The organism is Sphingomonas sp. 77B (assembly GCF_056497825.1).
The window spans coordinates 3,116,394-3,131,248 of the sequence record NZ_JBWMBY010000001.1 but is presented as its reverse complement, the minus strand read 5'-3'; the positions used below and the strand labels follow the sequence as shown (position 1 = coordinate 3,131,248).

The following is a 14,855-nucleotide window of genomic DNA, read 5'->3' as shown; positions in this document are numbered from 1 at the left end:
CCGTTGCGACTAAGGCCACCCCTTCCGCTGTCGCGGCGGTCTCCAGCCTCGGGCGGGCGCACGCCGGGCGGGGTTCCGATTCGGGTCGGCCGGATGGCGTCGCTCGCATGATACAATATATCCTGGCCATGACCATCCCCTGGACCCCGGCAAAGAGCGACTCGCATCGGCAGGTCTCCTGGCTTGCGGGTCGAAGCGTCGGTCATGCGGCCTTCCCGGATCACTCCAGTGGCTGTTCCCTGTCGCAGGAACCGGCATCACGCGCTCACCGCTTACAGTTGCAGGGACAGCTATGGATTTGCACCATATTCCCGTTTGAAGCCCCGAGGGGCACCGATGCGATAGACCGGCGGCGGGGCTGAAAGCCCTTGCCGGTCGGCACGGGGATAGTCTGCGGCGGATAGAGGCGCAAACGGCTTTATCCCGGCGCTCGGCAAGCCTAATCGAGGCGCATGGTGGTTTGGAAAGCGATGCGCCGATGGACAACGGCGGCGGCCTGCCTGGTCGCGGCCTGTTCGGGTGGGAATTACCGGCCGGTCAGCGATTTCCCGGTGCGGATCGGCAAGCCCTATACCGTGCGGGGCATCACCTATGTCCCCGCCGCCGACGCGACCTATGACATGCTCGGCTATGCCAGCTGGTATGGCAGCGAATCGGGCGAGCGCACCGCGAACGGCGAACGCTTCCGCCCCGGCTGGGCGACGGCGGCGCACACCACCCTGCCCCTGCCCAGCTATGTCGAGGTGACGGCGCTGGATACCGGACGGCGGATTATCGTGCGGGTCAACGATCGCGGGCCGTTCGCCGGATCGTCGCGGATCATTGACCTGTCACGCGGCGCGGCCGAACAACTCGGCCTGCGCGCGGTCGGCAAGGCGGCAGTGCGGGTGCGCGTCGTCGAGCCGGACGAAAAGGACCGCGAACGCCTGCGCCATGGCAAGGCGGCGCGGCCATTGCCGCCGGTATCCGACGTGGTGCGCGCGAACCTGCTGTCGCAGATCGCGGCGGCGGAGATGGCGGTTCGGTAGAGGCGGCGGCTTTCGCCCACTTGCGGACATTCCTACGGGTGGCAATGATGAGCTATGAACGCTTCAGTGATCGTTGGGCTGGTGATAGCCTCATTCTCAGGGATCGCATTATGGGCAGGTTTCGCCAGTGGAAACATGCCAAGCGTTTTCCGTAGCGTAGATGATGCCGACCGAGATGCGACTCCTGTAGCATTTCGGGTTCTTGCCGTGATTTACATTTCGCTCGCGTGCTTTGGCGTCGTGCTTGCGGCGACAGGCTGGGCTTGCTGACGCCAAGACAGCATGTCCGCTTCCCACCCATAGCCACCATTCAGCTTGGATCGCTTTGGCCCGCCATGAAGCCAAACCTCCCGCGCTTCACTCCACAGTGAAAGTGAAAAACGCCTGAAACGAAAAAAGCGGGCTTTCGCCCGCTTCTTCGTCGCCCACCGATGTCGGTAGAAGATTGGTCGGGGCGACAGGATTCGAACCTGCGACCCCCACACCCCCAGTGTGATGCGCTACCAGGCTGCGCTACGCCCCGACCGAGCGGCGGCCTCTAGGCGGGTTTTATCGGGGATGCAAGCCTTGATGTTGCGATAGTCGCAACACCACATCCGCCTCTCCATTGCGCCTGTCCGCCTGCGATGGTAGCGGGCAGGCTATCCGACATGGGGGCTTGTCGATCGTCATCGGTCGACTCGTACCCGTGCCCATTCAGCATAGACGGGTCCGAATGTTCATTCCCTTCACCGCCCAGGCAGCATCTGGCGTCGCCGCATCGAGCGGAGCCGCCTCGTTCCTCAGCCTCGCGCCGCTGCTCCTCGTCTTCGTCGTCTTCTATTTCCTGATGATCCGCCCGCAACAGCGCCGCATGAAGACGCTGCAGGCGTCGATCGAGGCGGTCAAGAAGGGCGATCAGGTCACCACGGCGGGCGGCATCGTCGGCAAGGTGACCCGCGTCGAGGACCAGCTGGTCGAGGTCGAGATCGCGCCGAACGTCCGCGTTCGCGTGGTCAAGGCGACGCTGACCGACGTGCTCGACCCCACCGCCAAACCCGCGAACGACTGATCCTATGCTGGATTTCCCCCGCTGGAAGGTCGCTTCCATCGTCGCACTGCTGGCCGCGCTGTGCCTGCTCGCGATCCCGAGCTTTCTGCCTGAGAGCACCACCAGCAAATGGGGCCCCATTCCCCATCCGCGCGTAAACCTCGGCCTCGATCTGGCCGGCGGCAGCTATCTGCTGCTGGAGGCGGACACGTCCGACCTCGCCAATACGCGGCTGGAGACGATGCGCGATCAGGTCGCGGCCGAAATGCGCCGTGGCAATCCGCGGATCGACATCGGCGATATCTCGGTGCGGAACGGCCAGCTCAGCTTCATGCTGCGCGACCCGAGCCAGGTGGATGCGGCGCGCGAGCGGTTGCTGGCGATCACCGGCGGTGGCGCGGGCATGACCGGCCAGCGCGAATGGGACATCCAGGTCGTCGACACCTCGCGCTTCGTGCTGAAGCCGACCCAGGCGGGGCTGAACCAGGCGGTCGATACCGCGATGAAGACCGCGACCGAAGTCGTGCGTCGCCGTATCGACGCGCTGGGGACCAAGGAACCGACGATCCTGCAGCAGGGCAGCAACCGCATCGTGGTGCAGGTGCCCGGCCTTCAGGATCCGCAGCAGCTGAAGAACCTGATCGGCAAGACCGCCAAGCTGGAATTCAAGCTGGTCGACACGACCGCCAACCCGGTGGACGTGGCCAAGGGCAATGCGCCCGCGGGCAGCCAGATTCTGCCCTATCCGGGCAATCCGCTGGGTGCGCCGGTGATCGCGGTCAAGCGGCCGGTCATCATCTCGGGCGATCAGCTGATCGACGCGCAGCAGACCTTCGACCAGCAGACCAACGCGCCGCAGGTGGCGATCACCTTCGACGCGCAGGGCGGTCGCAAGTTCGCGCGAATCACGCAGGAGAATACCGGCAAGCCCTTTGCGATCATCCTCGATGGTCAGGTGCTGTCGGCCCCCAACATTAACGAACCGATCCTCGGCGGTCGCGCGTCGATCAGCGGTAACTTCACCGTCGACACGGCCAACCAGCTGGCGATTTCGCTGCGGTCGGGCAAGCTGCCGATCGACCTGAAGGTCATCGAGGAGCGTACCGTCGGCCCCGATCTGGGCGCGGATTCGATCCATGCGGGCATCCTCGCCTCGGCGATCGCGGCGCTGGCCGTGGTCATCTTCATGACCCTCACCTATGGCCGGTTCGGCATCTATGCGAACATTGCGGTCATCATCAACATCCTGGTCATCCTGGCCGTGATGGCGATGCTGAACGCGACGCTGACCCTGCCGGGTATCGCGGGCTTCGTGCTGACCATCGGCACTGCGGTCGACGCCAATGTGCTCATCAACGAGCGTATCCGCGAGGAACGACGGCGCGGCCGCAATATCGTCCAGTCGGTCGAGCTGGGGTATAAGGAAGCCAGCCGCACCATCTTCGAGGCGAACGTGACCCACGCGATCTCGGGCGTCATCATGCTCGTGCTCGGCTCCGGCCCGGTCAAGGGCTTCGCGGTCGTGCTGCTGATCGGCATCGTGACCAGCGTGTTCACTGCCGTTACCTTCACGCGGATGCTCGTGGCGCTCTGGTTGCGCCGTGAGAAGCCCAAGACCATCAATATTTGAGGCAGGAGAACAGATCATGCGCCTCCTGAAACTCGTCCCCGACAATACGAACATCGACTTTGTCCGCCTGCGCGGCTGGGCGTTCGGGCTGACGCTCGCGCTCACCCTGCTGGCGGTCGGCGTCACGTTCGCCAAGGGCCTCAATCTGGGCGTCGACTTTGTCGGCGGCCTGATGATCGAGGAGAAGTTCCCCACCCCGCCTTCGGCCGATCGGGTCCGCTCGGTGATCGACGGGCTGGGCGTCGGCGAAGCCAATATTCAGACGGTCGGCGATGGCCGGACCATCAGCATCCGCCTGCCCGCGCCCAAATCCAATGACGACGGCGCGACCAACGCCGTCGTCCGCAAGGTTGAAACCGCTCTGGGCCAGCAATTCCCCGGCGCGACCTTCAGCCGTTACGACACCGTGTCGGGCAAGGTCTCGGGCGAGCTTATCAAGCACGGCGTGCTGGCGGTCGTGCTGGCGGTGCTGGGTATCGGCCTGTTCGCGATCTTCCGCTTCGAATGGCAGTTCGGCGTGTCGACCATCGTCGCGATCGTCCACGATCTGTTGGTCACGCTCGGCTTTTTCGCGATTACGCGGTTCGAAGTCGACCTGACGATCATCGCGGCGTTCCTGACCATCATCGGCTATTCGATCAACGACAAGATCGTGATCGACGACCGCATCCGCGAGAATATGCGCCGCTATCGCAAGATGGACATGCGCGAGATCATCAACCTGTCGGTGAACGAGACGCTACCGCGCACGGTCATGACCTCGGTCACGATTCTGCTGGCGCTAATCGCGCTGCTGCTGCTGGGCGGCCATGTGCTGCGCGGCTTCACCGCCGCCATGATCCTGGGCATCGTGGTCGGCACCTATTCGTCGATCTACGTCTCGTCCTCGCTGCTCATCACGCTGGGCCTGCGGGCCGAGCCGAACCGCGAGAAGCCGGGCACCACCGACAAGCGCAAGGTGGCCGACGCCGAGCGCATCACCCCGCGCGAGGGCTGAGCGCCAGCGTGAGCGACTCGATCCGCATCACGCGCGATCCCACCGCGCCCGGCCCGATCGTCCGTGGCTTTGCCGCAACGGGCTTTCGGGTCGGCGAGATCGCCTATCCCGCGCTGCTCCTGTCACCCGATTGGCACGAGCCGTGGAGCCCGCCGCCGTTCGAGGTACTGAGCCCGGAATCGGTCGCGGCACTGATCGACGAGGCGCCGGAATTCCTGCTGCTCGGCACGGGTGCGAACCTGCGCCGCGCGCCCGCCGCCTTCGTGGCGGCGCTCGAGGCGCGCGGGCTGGGCGTCGAAGTCATGGACAGCCGCGCCGCCGCCCGCTCCTGGGGCGTGTTGCGCAGTGAAGGCCGCAAGATCTGTGCGGCCCTCTACCCGCTCGACGCCTGATCTGACGAATCCTCCCCGGCACGGGGAGGTGGCAGGCCGAAGGCCTGTCGGAGGGGGCTTCCTCGCAATGCATCGCTTGCGGCACGCCCCCTCCACCATGCTGCGCGTGGTCCCCCTCCCCGTACCGGGGAGGACTTTCCTACCGCCGCCGCGCCACGAGTTCGGCCAGGTGCGAATGCAGCGCCGCCGCATTGGCCGCCCAGGTAAAGTCCCGCACCACCGCCCGCACCGCCCAGGGGTCCGCGGCCTGATCCAGCACGTCGCGGATCGCGGCGGCGAACTCGCCCGGATCGGCCTCTACGATTCGCCCGGCCACGCGGCTCGTCACGACATCGCCCGCCCCGCCCGCCGGGGTTATGACGATCGGCGTCCCGCAGGCGAGCGACTCGACCCAGGCATTGGCCAGCCCTTCGGAGGCGGATGCCAACGCCATCACATCCGCCGCCCCCAGCAAGGGAGGCAATTCGGCATGAGGCACACCACCGAGCAGCCGTACCCGCCCGGCAATGCCCGCCCGCTCCGCCCGCGCGATCAGTGCCGCACGCTCCGCCCCCTCACCTGCGATCATCAGCGTGACACCGGGCAGCCGCGCGACCGCATCGATCACGACGCCGTGCCCTTTGCGCGGAATCAGCGCACCGAGCGACAGGATCAGCGGCCCCGTAACACCGAGTGCCCGCTTGGCGGCTGCCCGATCGACAGGCTGGAACCGGCTCTGGTCCACGCCGGTATGGTGGACGCGGATACGGTGCCTCGGGACGCCCAATGCGGCCACGTCATCGGCCATCGCATCGCTGACCGCGAGCAGCCCGTTCGCCTGCATCGCCGCGCGCGCGACCTGATGCCGGGTGGCGGGGGCGCGGCCCCAGTGATGAATGTCCGCCCCCCGCGCCTTAATCGACACGGGCACGCCGTAACGCCGCCCCAGCGCGACCGCCGCCGGGCCGTCGGGGAAGAAGAAGGACGCGTCGATCACGTCGAACGGCGCCTCGTCCCGCAAGCGGTCGAGCACCGGGGTCAGCGCGCGAACCAGTGCGGGCGCATGAAACCGCCCGCCAGTGCCGGGGATCGTCACGAAACGCGGGCGGCGGACGTCCAGGCCCGCCCATGTCTCGCGCAACGGCAAGGCCGCTTGCGCCCGGAACCGTGCCGAGCGTACCAGCGGCCAGACGGGCAGGCCGATCGGTGCGACCACCCGAACCACGACGCCGGGCCGCAACGCCAGCGCAGCCGTCTGGCGTTCGACGAAGATGCCGAAATTCGGCCGTGTGGCGTCGGGAAACAGGCTCGACAGGGTCAGCACGTTCAGCATGAGACCTCTTACTCCCGTCGGCACAAAAAATCGTGCATGTCGTGACATTATCGGCGACGTGACCGAATTGAAGAACAACTTGAACGAGCAAGAACAATAGGCTGACCGCCAAGACATGGGCCGTTCATCAATCCTACAGATCGCGCCTGACACAGTTGAGGCGATGGGCTATCCCGGTGATAGCTTTTGCAGTGGGGGGTTTTGATGAGCCGATTCGGACGTTTGGGCGCGGTATTGGCACTGGGCGCGACACTGGCCGGTTGCGGCGGCGGTGACGGCGGCAGCAGCAGCACGACCGGATCGAACACGGGGGGCAGCGGCGGCGGCGCAACCGGCACGGTCGAGAGCGCCTGTTCGCTGCGCAATCGCCAGAACTGGGTCTCGGCCCAGATGAACGAATGGTATCTGTTCCCTGAAATCCTGCCCGCCTCGCTCGACCCGTCGGGCTATACGACGGTCAGCGACTATATCGATGCGCTGACCGCGACCGCGCGAGCGCAGCGCAAGGACCGCTTCTTCACCTATCTGACCTCGATCAAGGAAGAGGACGCCTATTACAGCTCGGGCGATTCGGCGGGCTTCGGATTTCGCCTGACGACCGATGCGTCACAGTCGAAGCTGATGATTGCCGAATCCTTCGAAAGCGGCGCGGCCCTGGCGGCCGGGATCGACCGCGGCTCGGAGATTCGCGGCATCGGCACCACCACCGCCAATATCCAGTCGATCAGCGACATCGTTCGGGCCGATCCCAATAACGGGCTCACCAATGCGCTCGGCCCCGATACGGCGGGCACGGTGCGCTATTTCCAGGTGGCCGACCCTGCGGGCAATGTGCGTACCGTTTCATTGACCAAGGGGGCCTATACCGTCCAGCCGGTATCGCCCAATTACGGCACGCAGATCATCACCGATAACGGCCAACGCTATGGCTATATCAACCTGCGCACCTTCATCAGCACCGCCGACCCGCAGCTGCGCGCCGCCTTCGCGACCTTCAAGCAGCAGGGCATCACGCAGGTCGTCGTCGATTTTCGCTATAATGGCGGCGGCAGCCTCAGCATCGCCGATCTGTTCAACAATCTGCTGGGCGGCAACCGCCAGACCTCGGACGTGATGGGCTATGTCGCCTTCCGCGCCAGCAAGTCGTCGAACAACGAGACGACCTATTTCGCGCCACAAGCCCAATCGATCGTGCCCACCCGCCTCGCCTTTATCGGCACCGGCGGCACCGCCTCGGCCAGCGAACTCGTCCTCAACCGCACCCTGCCCTATATGGGCGCCAATACCGGCCTGATCGGCGCCAACACCTATGGCAAGCCGGTGGGCCAGATCGCGCGCGACAATGCCCAGTGCGACGATCGGCTGCGTGTCATCGCCATCTCGCTCCAGAACGCCAACAAGCAGGGCGATTATTACAACGGCCTGGCGGCCACCGTGCCCGCCAGCTGCCGCGCCAGCGACGACCTGACGCGCAAGATGGGCGATCCGCAGGAAGCCTCGACCCGCGCCGCGCTCGACTTCCTCCAGGGCAAGAGCTGCACCCCGATCAGCGCAACCGCCAGTGCGCAGGCGGCAGGGACCGGCCCGCGCAAGCTGCTCCAGCCCGACCGTCCGTCGGTGGCACAGCGCGACGTGCCGGGGCTGTTCTAAGGTCGTGGGAAATAAGGCGTGTAATCCCTCTCCCCTGTCCAGGGGAGAGGGCCACCAGTCTTACAGCCGCTTCGTGCCCGCATAGGCGAACAGCGCGTCGCCGTCCGCCGACAGCGTCACCGTCTCGCTGCCGGTAACGGTCAGGCACTGGCCCGCCTGGAACGCGATGCCCGCCACCTCGCCCGATCCGGTGATCGGGATCAGCCATGCCGTCCGCCCCTCGGGCAGGGCCACCGGATGCTCGCCCGCTGCCCAGCGTTCGAGGACGAATTTGGGCCCCTCGACCAGAATGTCGCGCCCTTCGCCCGCCGATCCGGGCGAGACGATCGGCTGATACGGGGTCAGATGCGCGACATCGACACCGTCCTCCAGATGCAGCTCGCGGTCGCTGCCATAGTCATAGAGGCGATAGGTCGTCTCGCTGTTCTGCTGCACTTCGATCACGGTCAATCCGGCGCCGATTGCATGGATGGTGCCCGACGGCGCATAATAGAAATCGCCCTCCTTCACGGGCACCCAGTCCAGATCCGCCTCGACCGAGCCGTCGCGGGCGTCGCTGCGCAGCTGTTCCTTGGTCATCGGCGCCTTGGGCCCCAGGGCGATCGTCGAATCGGGCTCGGCGGTCAGGATCGTCCAGCATTCGTCCTTGCCGCGCGGCAGGCCGCGGGCATGCGCCTGTTCGTCGTCGGGGTGGACCTGCACCGACAGCTTCTCGCTGGTAAACAGATATTTGATGAGCAGGTCGGGCGACGTGTCGCCCGGCTCCTGGAACCACACCTCCCCCACGGGGGCGCCGCCCGGTGCGACATCCTCGAACCCCGGATACAGCTTGTGGCGGCCCCAGGGCTTCTCGACGCGGTGGGTGTGGAGCATCGTGGCGGGCATTTCGTTCAGGTTCCTTCCGATCGGGCGACGGCAGAACCGTCGGGGCCGGGGCGGCGTTCCCTGCCGCCCGGCGCACCGGATTTCCATGCCGCGAGCGTTACCGGGAAGGCAAGTCGTCTGTCGCGAAGAGCTATCGTTACGGGTTGTACGGGAAGGACTGTTCCCCGCCCCAATGCTGCGCTAAGGACATGCGCGATGCGTAACCCCCGTTCCCGTGCGCTGTCGCTGGCGCTGATCGCCGCTTTGGCCCTTCCGATCGCGGGTTGCGCCCGCAACCGTAACCGCACCGACCTGCCTTATGTCGCGCGCGACGTCGGCACGCTGTACACGGCCGCCAAACAGCGGCTGGACCAGCACCGCTACAAGGAGGCGGCGCTGCTGTTCGACGAGGTGGAGCGTCAGCACCCCTATTCGATCTGGGCCCGCCGCGCGCAGATCATGAGCGCGTTCAGCTATTATCTGGGCCGCGAATATACCCAGTCGATCCAGTCGGCACAGCGTTTCATCTCGGTCCATCCGGGCAACCGCGACGCGCCCTATGCCTATTATCTGATCGCGCTCGACTATTACGAGCAGATCCAGGACGTCACCCGCGACCAGAAGATCACCCGCCAGGCGCTGGACGCGCTGGGCGAACTGATGCGCCGCTATCCCAACAGCCGCTATGCCGCCGATGCGCGGTTGAAGGTCGATCTGGTCAACGATCACCTGGCGGGCAAGGAGATGGAGATCGGTCGCTTCTACGAGGATCGCCACCAGTGGCTGGCCGCGTCGATGCGTTTCCGCACCGTCGTCGACAAGTATCAGACGACCAGCCACACGCCGGAGGCACTGATGCGTCTGGTCGAGACCTATCTGGCGCTGGGCGTGCGCGGCGAGGCCGAGCGCTCCGCCGCCGTACTGGGCGCCAACTATCCGGGCAGCGACTGGTACAATCGCGCCTACAAGCTGATGCGCGAATATCCGGTCGAGCCGATCCCCGCGATCCAGCCTGGCCAGCCCGTGGTGCCGACCGGCACGCCCGGTTCGACCAATATCGGCCTGCCCGGCGGCGGCAACACCGCCACGCCGAGCGCCGCGGCGCCCGGGCGTCCCACGCCGACCGGCAACAACAGTTCGCCGACGGGATAAGTTTTCCATAAATCTCCCTCTCCCCTGGACAGGGGAGAGGGTTAGCGAAGCTTGCCAGCTTTGCTGGCTAGCGCAGCTTGGGTGAGGGGTTGAGCGAGCCCAGAGGCTCGCGCGCTCGGCTTCCGAGCGCATCACCCCTCACCCAGCTCCGACTAGGGCTTAGACCGTGATGACGTTGCGTTGAACCAAGGCGAGCCCCTCCCCTTCAGGGGAGGGGTTGGGGTGGGGCCTCGCCACGGGCTGCACGCTTGCGGAGGCGCCCCACCCCCGGCCCCTCCCCTGAAGGGGAGGGGTGGGTTAATCTCATGTCATCATGCTCTAGCTTTCGCAAAGACCAAGTCTGCGCAACCCTCTCCCCTCTATAAAGGGCGAGGGAAGGAATGCCGCCCCGAACAAATCGGGATCATTTTTGCGGCGGGGGATAACATCCGCCTGCGTTTCGCTTTATATCGCGGGCCATGCTGACCACGCTGTCCATTCGTGATGTCGTCCTGATCGAGGCGCTGGACCTGGATTTCGGCCGGGGCCTGGGCGTCCTGACCGGCGAGACCGGGGCGGGCAAGTCGATCCTGCTCGATGCGCTGGGACTGGCGCTTGGCGGACGCGGCGACAGCGGGCTGGTCCGCCACGGTGCAGGCCAAGCCATCGTCACCGCCAGCTTCGAGCCCCCTGCCCCCGACAGCCGCCTCGCCACCATCCTCGACGACGCCGGGATCGAGATCGAACCGGGTGAGCCGCTGATCGTGCGGCGTCAGGTCAAGGCCGATGGCGGCAGCCGGGGCTTCGTCAACAGCCAGCCCGCCTCCGCCGCGCTGCTCCGCGAGATCGCGCCCCATCTGGTCGAAATCCACGGCCAGCATGACGATCGCGGCCTGCTGAACCCGCGCGGCCACAGGACGATGCTGGACAGCTTCGGGCGGATCGACACCAGCGCGGTCGCCGCCGCCTGGGCACGGTATCGCGAAGCCGAAGCTGCACTGACCGCCGCGCGCGAGGAGATCGAGACGGCGGCGCGCGACCGCGAATGGCTGGAACATGCGGTCGCCGAATTGACCAAGCTCGCCCCCGAGCCCGGCGAGGAAGAGGCGCTGGCCGACCGCCGCCGCACCATGCAGCGGTCGGAGAAGATCGCGGGCGAGCTGGGTGCTATCGACGAGCATCTGCAAGGATCCGACGGCGCGCTGGCGGGCCTGCGCCAGGCTGCTCGCGTGCTGGAGCGGATCGGCGAAGACCACCCCGCCCTCACCGAAGCGCTCGCCGCGATCGACCGGGCGGTGATCGAGGCGTCGCTGGCCGAGGAACGGCTGATCGAGGCGCAGCGCGAACTCGCCTATGATCCGCGGGCGTTGGAAGAGGACGAGGCGCGCCTGTTCGAACTGCGCGGTATGGCGCGCAAGCACCGGGTGCAGCCCGACGATCTGGCCACGCTGACCGAGCAGCTGCGCGGACGGCTGGAGCGGCTGGACGCGGGCGAGGAAGGGATCGGGCGGCTGGAAGCGGCGGTCGCCACCGCCCGCACCGCCTATGACAAGGCCGCCGCGACGGTCACGACCGCCCGAACCGCCGCCGCCGAACGGCTGGACCAGGCGGTGAAAAGCGAACTGGCCCCGTTGAAGCTGGATGCGGCTCGCTTCCGCACCATCGTCGCAGGCCTCGAACCCTCGGGCTGGTCGGCGGCAGGCAAGGACCGGGTCGAGTTCGAGATTTCGACCAACCCCGGCGCCCCCTTCGCCCCGCTCATGAAGATCGCCAGCGGTGGCGAGTTGTCGCGCTTCATCCTGGCGTTGAAGGTGGCGCTGGCCGAAGAGGGCGGCGCGACGACGATGATCTTCGATGAGATCGATCGCGGCGTCGGCGGCGCGGTGGCATCGGCGATCGGCGACCGCCTGCACCGGCTGGCCGGGCGCACCCAGCTGCTGGTCGTCACACACAGTCCGCAGGTGGCGGCACGCGGCGCCGCGCATCTGCTGATCGCCAAGAGCCATGACGGCACCGTCACCCGCACCGGCGTCCGCGCGCTGAGCGATGGGGAGCGCCGCGAGGAGATCGCCCGGATGCTGTCGGGCGCGACCATTACCGACGAAGCGCGCGCCCAGGCCGATCGGCTGCTGGAAAGCTGACAGAATTTCGTAGAAAATTATTTTATATCTGATACTCTGCGCGGTGATCGGGGACTTCGAGCCGTCACCGCAACATGATGGATCTTTAGGATGCCACATAATTTCGCCTCTGCCGCTCAGATCGTCGATGCAAACGATATGACCGCCCTGGTCACGGGCCTGCGCTTGTGCCTGATGCAGGCCGACAAGCTCGACCTGCCGATGGTGGCGATCCATATCGAACAGGCCTGTAGCTGGATGGCGGACCATGGCCTGGCGCCGGATATCCTGCGCCCGGCCGATCAGCTCCTGTGACGCCAATGACCGCCCGTCGCGCAACCGCTTGATCCCACCATCGCGGCTGGACTAGCACGAGCGGCGTGACCGCACCTCAGACCCTGCCGCAAACCGATCTCGAAGCCGCCGCCGAGCTCGATCGCCTCGCCCGCGAAATCGCCCACCACAACCGCCTCTATCATACCGAGGACGCGCCCGAGATTTCGGATGCGGACTATGACTCGCTGGTTCGCCGCAACACCGCGATCGAGGCCGCCTTCCCGCATCTGATCCGCCCCGATTCGCCCAATACGCAGGTCGGCGCCGCCCCCGCCGCGCATCTGGCCAAGGTGCCGCACGCGCGGCCGATGACCAGCCTCGACAATGCCTTCACCGACGAAGAGGTCGAGGAGTTCGTCGGCCGCGTCCGCCGCTATCTGAAGCTGCCCGAGGACGAGCCGGTCACCCTGACCGCCGAGCCCAAGATCGACGGCCTGTCCTGTTCGCTACGCTATGTCGACGGGCGACTCGTGCAGGCGCTGACCCGCGGCGACGGTGCGATCGGTGAGGACGTGACCGAGAATGTCCGCACCATCGCCGACATCCCCCAGACTCTGCCCGCCGACGCGCCGCAGGTCATCGAGGTGCGCGGCGAGGTCTATATGAGCAAGGCCGATTTCGCCGCGCTCAACGCCCGGCTGGCGCAGGAAGCCGCCGACGCGAACAAGGAGGCGCGCCAGTTCGCCAACCCGCGCAACGCCGCCGCCGGTTCGCTGCGCCAGAAGAACCCCGCCATCACCGCCGGTCGCCCCTTGCGCTTCCTGGCGCATGGCTGGGGCGAGGCGAGCGAGGTGCCGGTCGAGACGCAGTTCGACATGGTCGAGGCGTGGCGCCGCTGGGGCTTTCCCATCGCCGACGCCTTTGCCCGCGTGCCCGATGCGGCGGCCGCACTCGCCATCTATCGCACCATCGAGGCGCAGCGTGCCGACCTGCCCTTCGATATCGACGGCGTGGTCTACAAGGTCGACCGGCTGGACTGGCAGGCCCGGCTGGGCATTGTCGGGCGCACGCCGCGCTGGGCGATCGCGCACAAATTCCCCGCCGAGCGCGCGCAGACCACGCTGGAGAAGATCGACATCCAGGTCGGCCGCACGGGTGCCCTCACCCCCGTCGCCCGGCTGGAGCCGGTGACGGTGGGCGGTGTCGTCGTGACCAACGCGACGCTCCACAATGCCGACGAGATCGAGCGGCTGGGCGTGCGCCCCGGCGACCGGGTGGTCCTGCAACGCGCAGGCGACGTCATCCCGCAGATCGTCGAGAATCTGACCCGCGAGACGCCGCGCGAGCCCTTTATCTTCCCCGATCACTGCCCCGAATGCGGCAGCCTGGCGACACGCGAGGAGGGTGAGGTCGTCATCCGCTGCACCGGCGGCCTGATCTGCCCGGCGCAGCGCGTCGAGCGGCTCATCCACTTCGTCTCGCGCCACGCCTTCGACATCACCGGGCTGGGGCTGGTCCGCGTCGAGGAGTTCTTCCGCGATGGCCTGATCGCCTCGCCCGCCGACATCTTCCGCCTGCACCAGCATCGCGAGGCGCTGATCCAGCGCGAGCGCATGTCCGAGCTGGTGGTCGACAAGCTGCTCGCCGCCATCGACGCACGGCGGACCATATCGCTCGACCGCTTCCTGTTCGCGCTCGGCATCCGCCATGTCGGCGAGATCACCGCGCGCGACCTGGCCCGCCGCTTCGTCTCGATGGCGGGCTTCCGCGCGATGATCGACGCCGCGCTTCAGGTTCGCGCCGAAACCGTCCCCGCACTGGGCGAACCCGAGCGCAAGTTCGAGCTTCGCCGCCAGCGCGCCATCGTCGCCGCGATCGACACGCCGCAGATCGGCCCCGAAGTCGCCGACGCGCTGCTCGACTTCTTTGCCGAGGCGCATAACCGCGAGGTCGTCGACGATCTGTTGAGCGAGGTCACGCCCGCCGACACCGTCCACCAGACCCGCGAGTCGGAAGTGACCGGCAAGACCCTGGTCTTCACCGGCACGCTCGAAACCCTGTCGCGCGACGAGGCCAAGGCGCAGGCCGAGGCGCTGGGCGCGCGCGTATCGGGATCGGTGTCCGCCAAGACCGACCTCGTGATCGCCGGGCCGGGCGCCGGATCAAAGCTGAAAAAGGCGCAGGACCTGGGCATCCGGGTGATCGACGAGGCCGCCTGGAACGATCTGGTCGCGGCAAGCTGAGCGTGGCGGGAATCATGACCCGACCGTCATGATTCCCGCCATCCCGGCCCCACCGGAAACCTTTTCATCGGCCTTGCCGAAAAGGCTACCGGCCAAGGCGGATTGAGGATTCCGCTGCCTATTGAACAGGATAGCGCGGTTACCGCTCACAATACCGTTGCCAAACTGCAACGCCTGGCAAC

At 66.7% G+C, this 14,855-nt stretch carries 12 protein-coding genes, 1 tRNA gene and 1 riboswitch; of the genes, 10 read left to right on the top strand and 3 right to left on the bottom strand.

All coding sequences use genetic code 11. The features are described 5' to 3' along the window. Window positions 1-151: 151 nt before the first annotated feature. A riboswitch (cobalamin riboswitch) is annotated at window positions 152-353 on the bottom strand. A gap of 117 nt (window positions 354-470) precedes the next feature. Next, window positions 471-1,028: a septal ring lytic transglycosylase RlpA family protein gene (locus AC1GI4_RS14680; protein WP_479629986.1), complete on the top strand. Its 558-nt coding sequence runs from the start codon at window positions 471-473 to the stop codon at window positions 1,026-1,028. 446 nt (window positions 1,029-1,474) lie between these two features. Here AC1GI4_RS14680 and AC1GI4_RS14675 read toward each other — a convergent pair. Continuing rightward, a tRNA-Pro gene (locus AC1GI4_RS14675) sits at window positions 1,475-1,551 on the bottom strand. Window positions 1,552-1,743: 192 nt separating this feature from the next. Here AC1GI4_RS14675 and yajC point away from each other — a divergent pair. The 4 genes from yajC to AC1GI4_RS14655 are packed head-to-tail and all read left to right on the top strand — an operon-like array spanning window position 1,744 to window position 5,077. Next, window positions 1,744-2,079, top strand: a complete 336-nt coding sequence (yajC, locus tag AC1GI4_RS14670; protein ID WP_433911254.1) for a preprotein translocase subunit YajC — start codon at window positions 1,744-1,746, stop codon at window positions 2,077-2,079. A gap of 4 nt (window positions 2,080-2,083) precedes the next feature. After that, a complete protein-coding gene (secD, locus tag AC1GI4_RS14665; protein ID WP_433911255.1) occupies window positions 2,084-3,688 on the top strand; it encodes a protein translocase subunit SecD in 1,605 nt (534 codons plus the stop codon). Between the two features lie 16 nt (window positions 3,689-3,704). Continuing rightward, window positions 3,705-4,685 (top strand): protein translocase subunit SecF, encoded by a 981-nt coding sequence (secF, locus tag AC1GI4_RS14660; RefSeq protein WP_433911256.1) that lies wholly within the window; start codon window positions 3,705-3,707, stop codon window positions 4,683-4,685. A gap of 8 nt (window positions 4,686-4,693) precedes the next feature. Continuing rightward, window positions 4,694-5,077, top strand: a complete 384-nt coding sequence (locus AC1GI4_RS14655) for an Mth938-like domain-containing protein (protein WP_294271476.1) — start codon at window positions 4,694-4,696, stop codon at window positions 5,075-5,077. A 139-nt stretch (window positions 5,078-5,216) separates the two neighbouring features. Here AC1GI4_RS14655 and AC1GI4_RS14650 read toward each other — a convergent pair whose 3' ends face one another. After that, the gene (locus tag AC1GI4_RS14650; RefSeq protein WP_479629985.1) at window positions 5,217-6,389 is read right to left on the bottom strand and encodes a glycosyltransferase; all 1,173 of its coding nucleotides are present in this window, start codon (window positions 6,387-6,389) and stop codon (window positions 5,217-5,219) included. Window positions 6,390-6,593: 204 nt separating this feature from the next. On the opposite strand from AC1GI4_RS14650, the gene AC1GI4_RS14645 reads away from it, so the two are divergent. Beyond that, entirely contained in the window at window positions 6,594-8,039 is a 1,446-nt protein-coding gene (locus AC1GI4_RS14645) for a S41 family peptidase (RefSeq protein ID WP_479629984.1), read from the top strand. A 60-nt stretch (window positions 8,040-8,099) separates the two neighbouring features. Here AC1GI4_RS14645 and AC1GI4_RS14640 read toward each other — a convergent pair whose 3' ends face one another. Beyond that, window positions 8,100-8,924, bottom strand: coding sequence for a phosphoheptose isomerase (locus tag AC1GI4_RS14640; RefSeq protein ID WP_479629983.1), 825 nt, complete (start codon window positions 8,922-8,924; stop codon window positions 8,100-8,102). Window positions 8,925-9,119: 195 nt separating this feature from the next. Here AC1GI4_RS14640 and AC1GI4_RS14635 point away from each other — a divergent pair, with 195 nt between their 5' ends. The 4 genes from AC1GI4_RS14635 to ligA all read left to right on the top strand — a co-directional run bounded on the left by AC1GI4_RS14635 (window position 9,120) and on the right by ligA (window position 14,673). Next, window positions 9,120-10,055, top strand: a complete 936-nt coding sequence (locus AC1GI4_RS14635; protein ID WP_294271465.1) for an outer membrane protein assembly factor BamD — start codon at window positions 9,120-9,122, stop codon at window positions 10,053-10,055. 458 nt (window positions 10,056-10,513) lie between these two features. Further along, window positions 10,514-12,175: a DNA repair protein RecN gene (recN, locus tag AC1GI4_RS14630; protein WP_479629982.1), complete on the top strand. Its 1,662-nt coding sequence runs from the start codon at window positions 10,514-10,516 to the stop codon at window positions 12,173-12,175. Between the two features lie 138 nt (window positions 12,176-12,313). Beyond that, complete coding sequence (locus tag AC1GI4_RS14625) at window positions 12,314-12,469, top strand: hypothetical protein (protein ID WP_479629981.1); 156 nt, start codon at window positions 12,314-12,316, stop codon at window positions 12,467-12,469. A gap of 65 nt (window positions 12,470-12,534) precedes the next feature. After that, window positions 12,535-14,673, top strand: a complete 2,139-nt coding sequence (gene ligA, locus AC1GI4_RS14620) for an NAD-dependent DNA ligase LigA (RefSeq protein ID WP_479629980.1) — start codon at window positions 12,535-12,537, stop codon at window positions 14,671-14,673. Window positions 14,674-14,855: the final 182 nt, after the last annotated feature.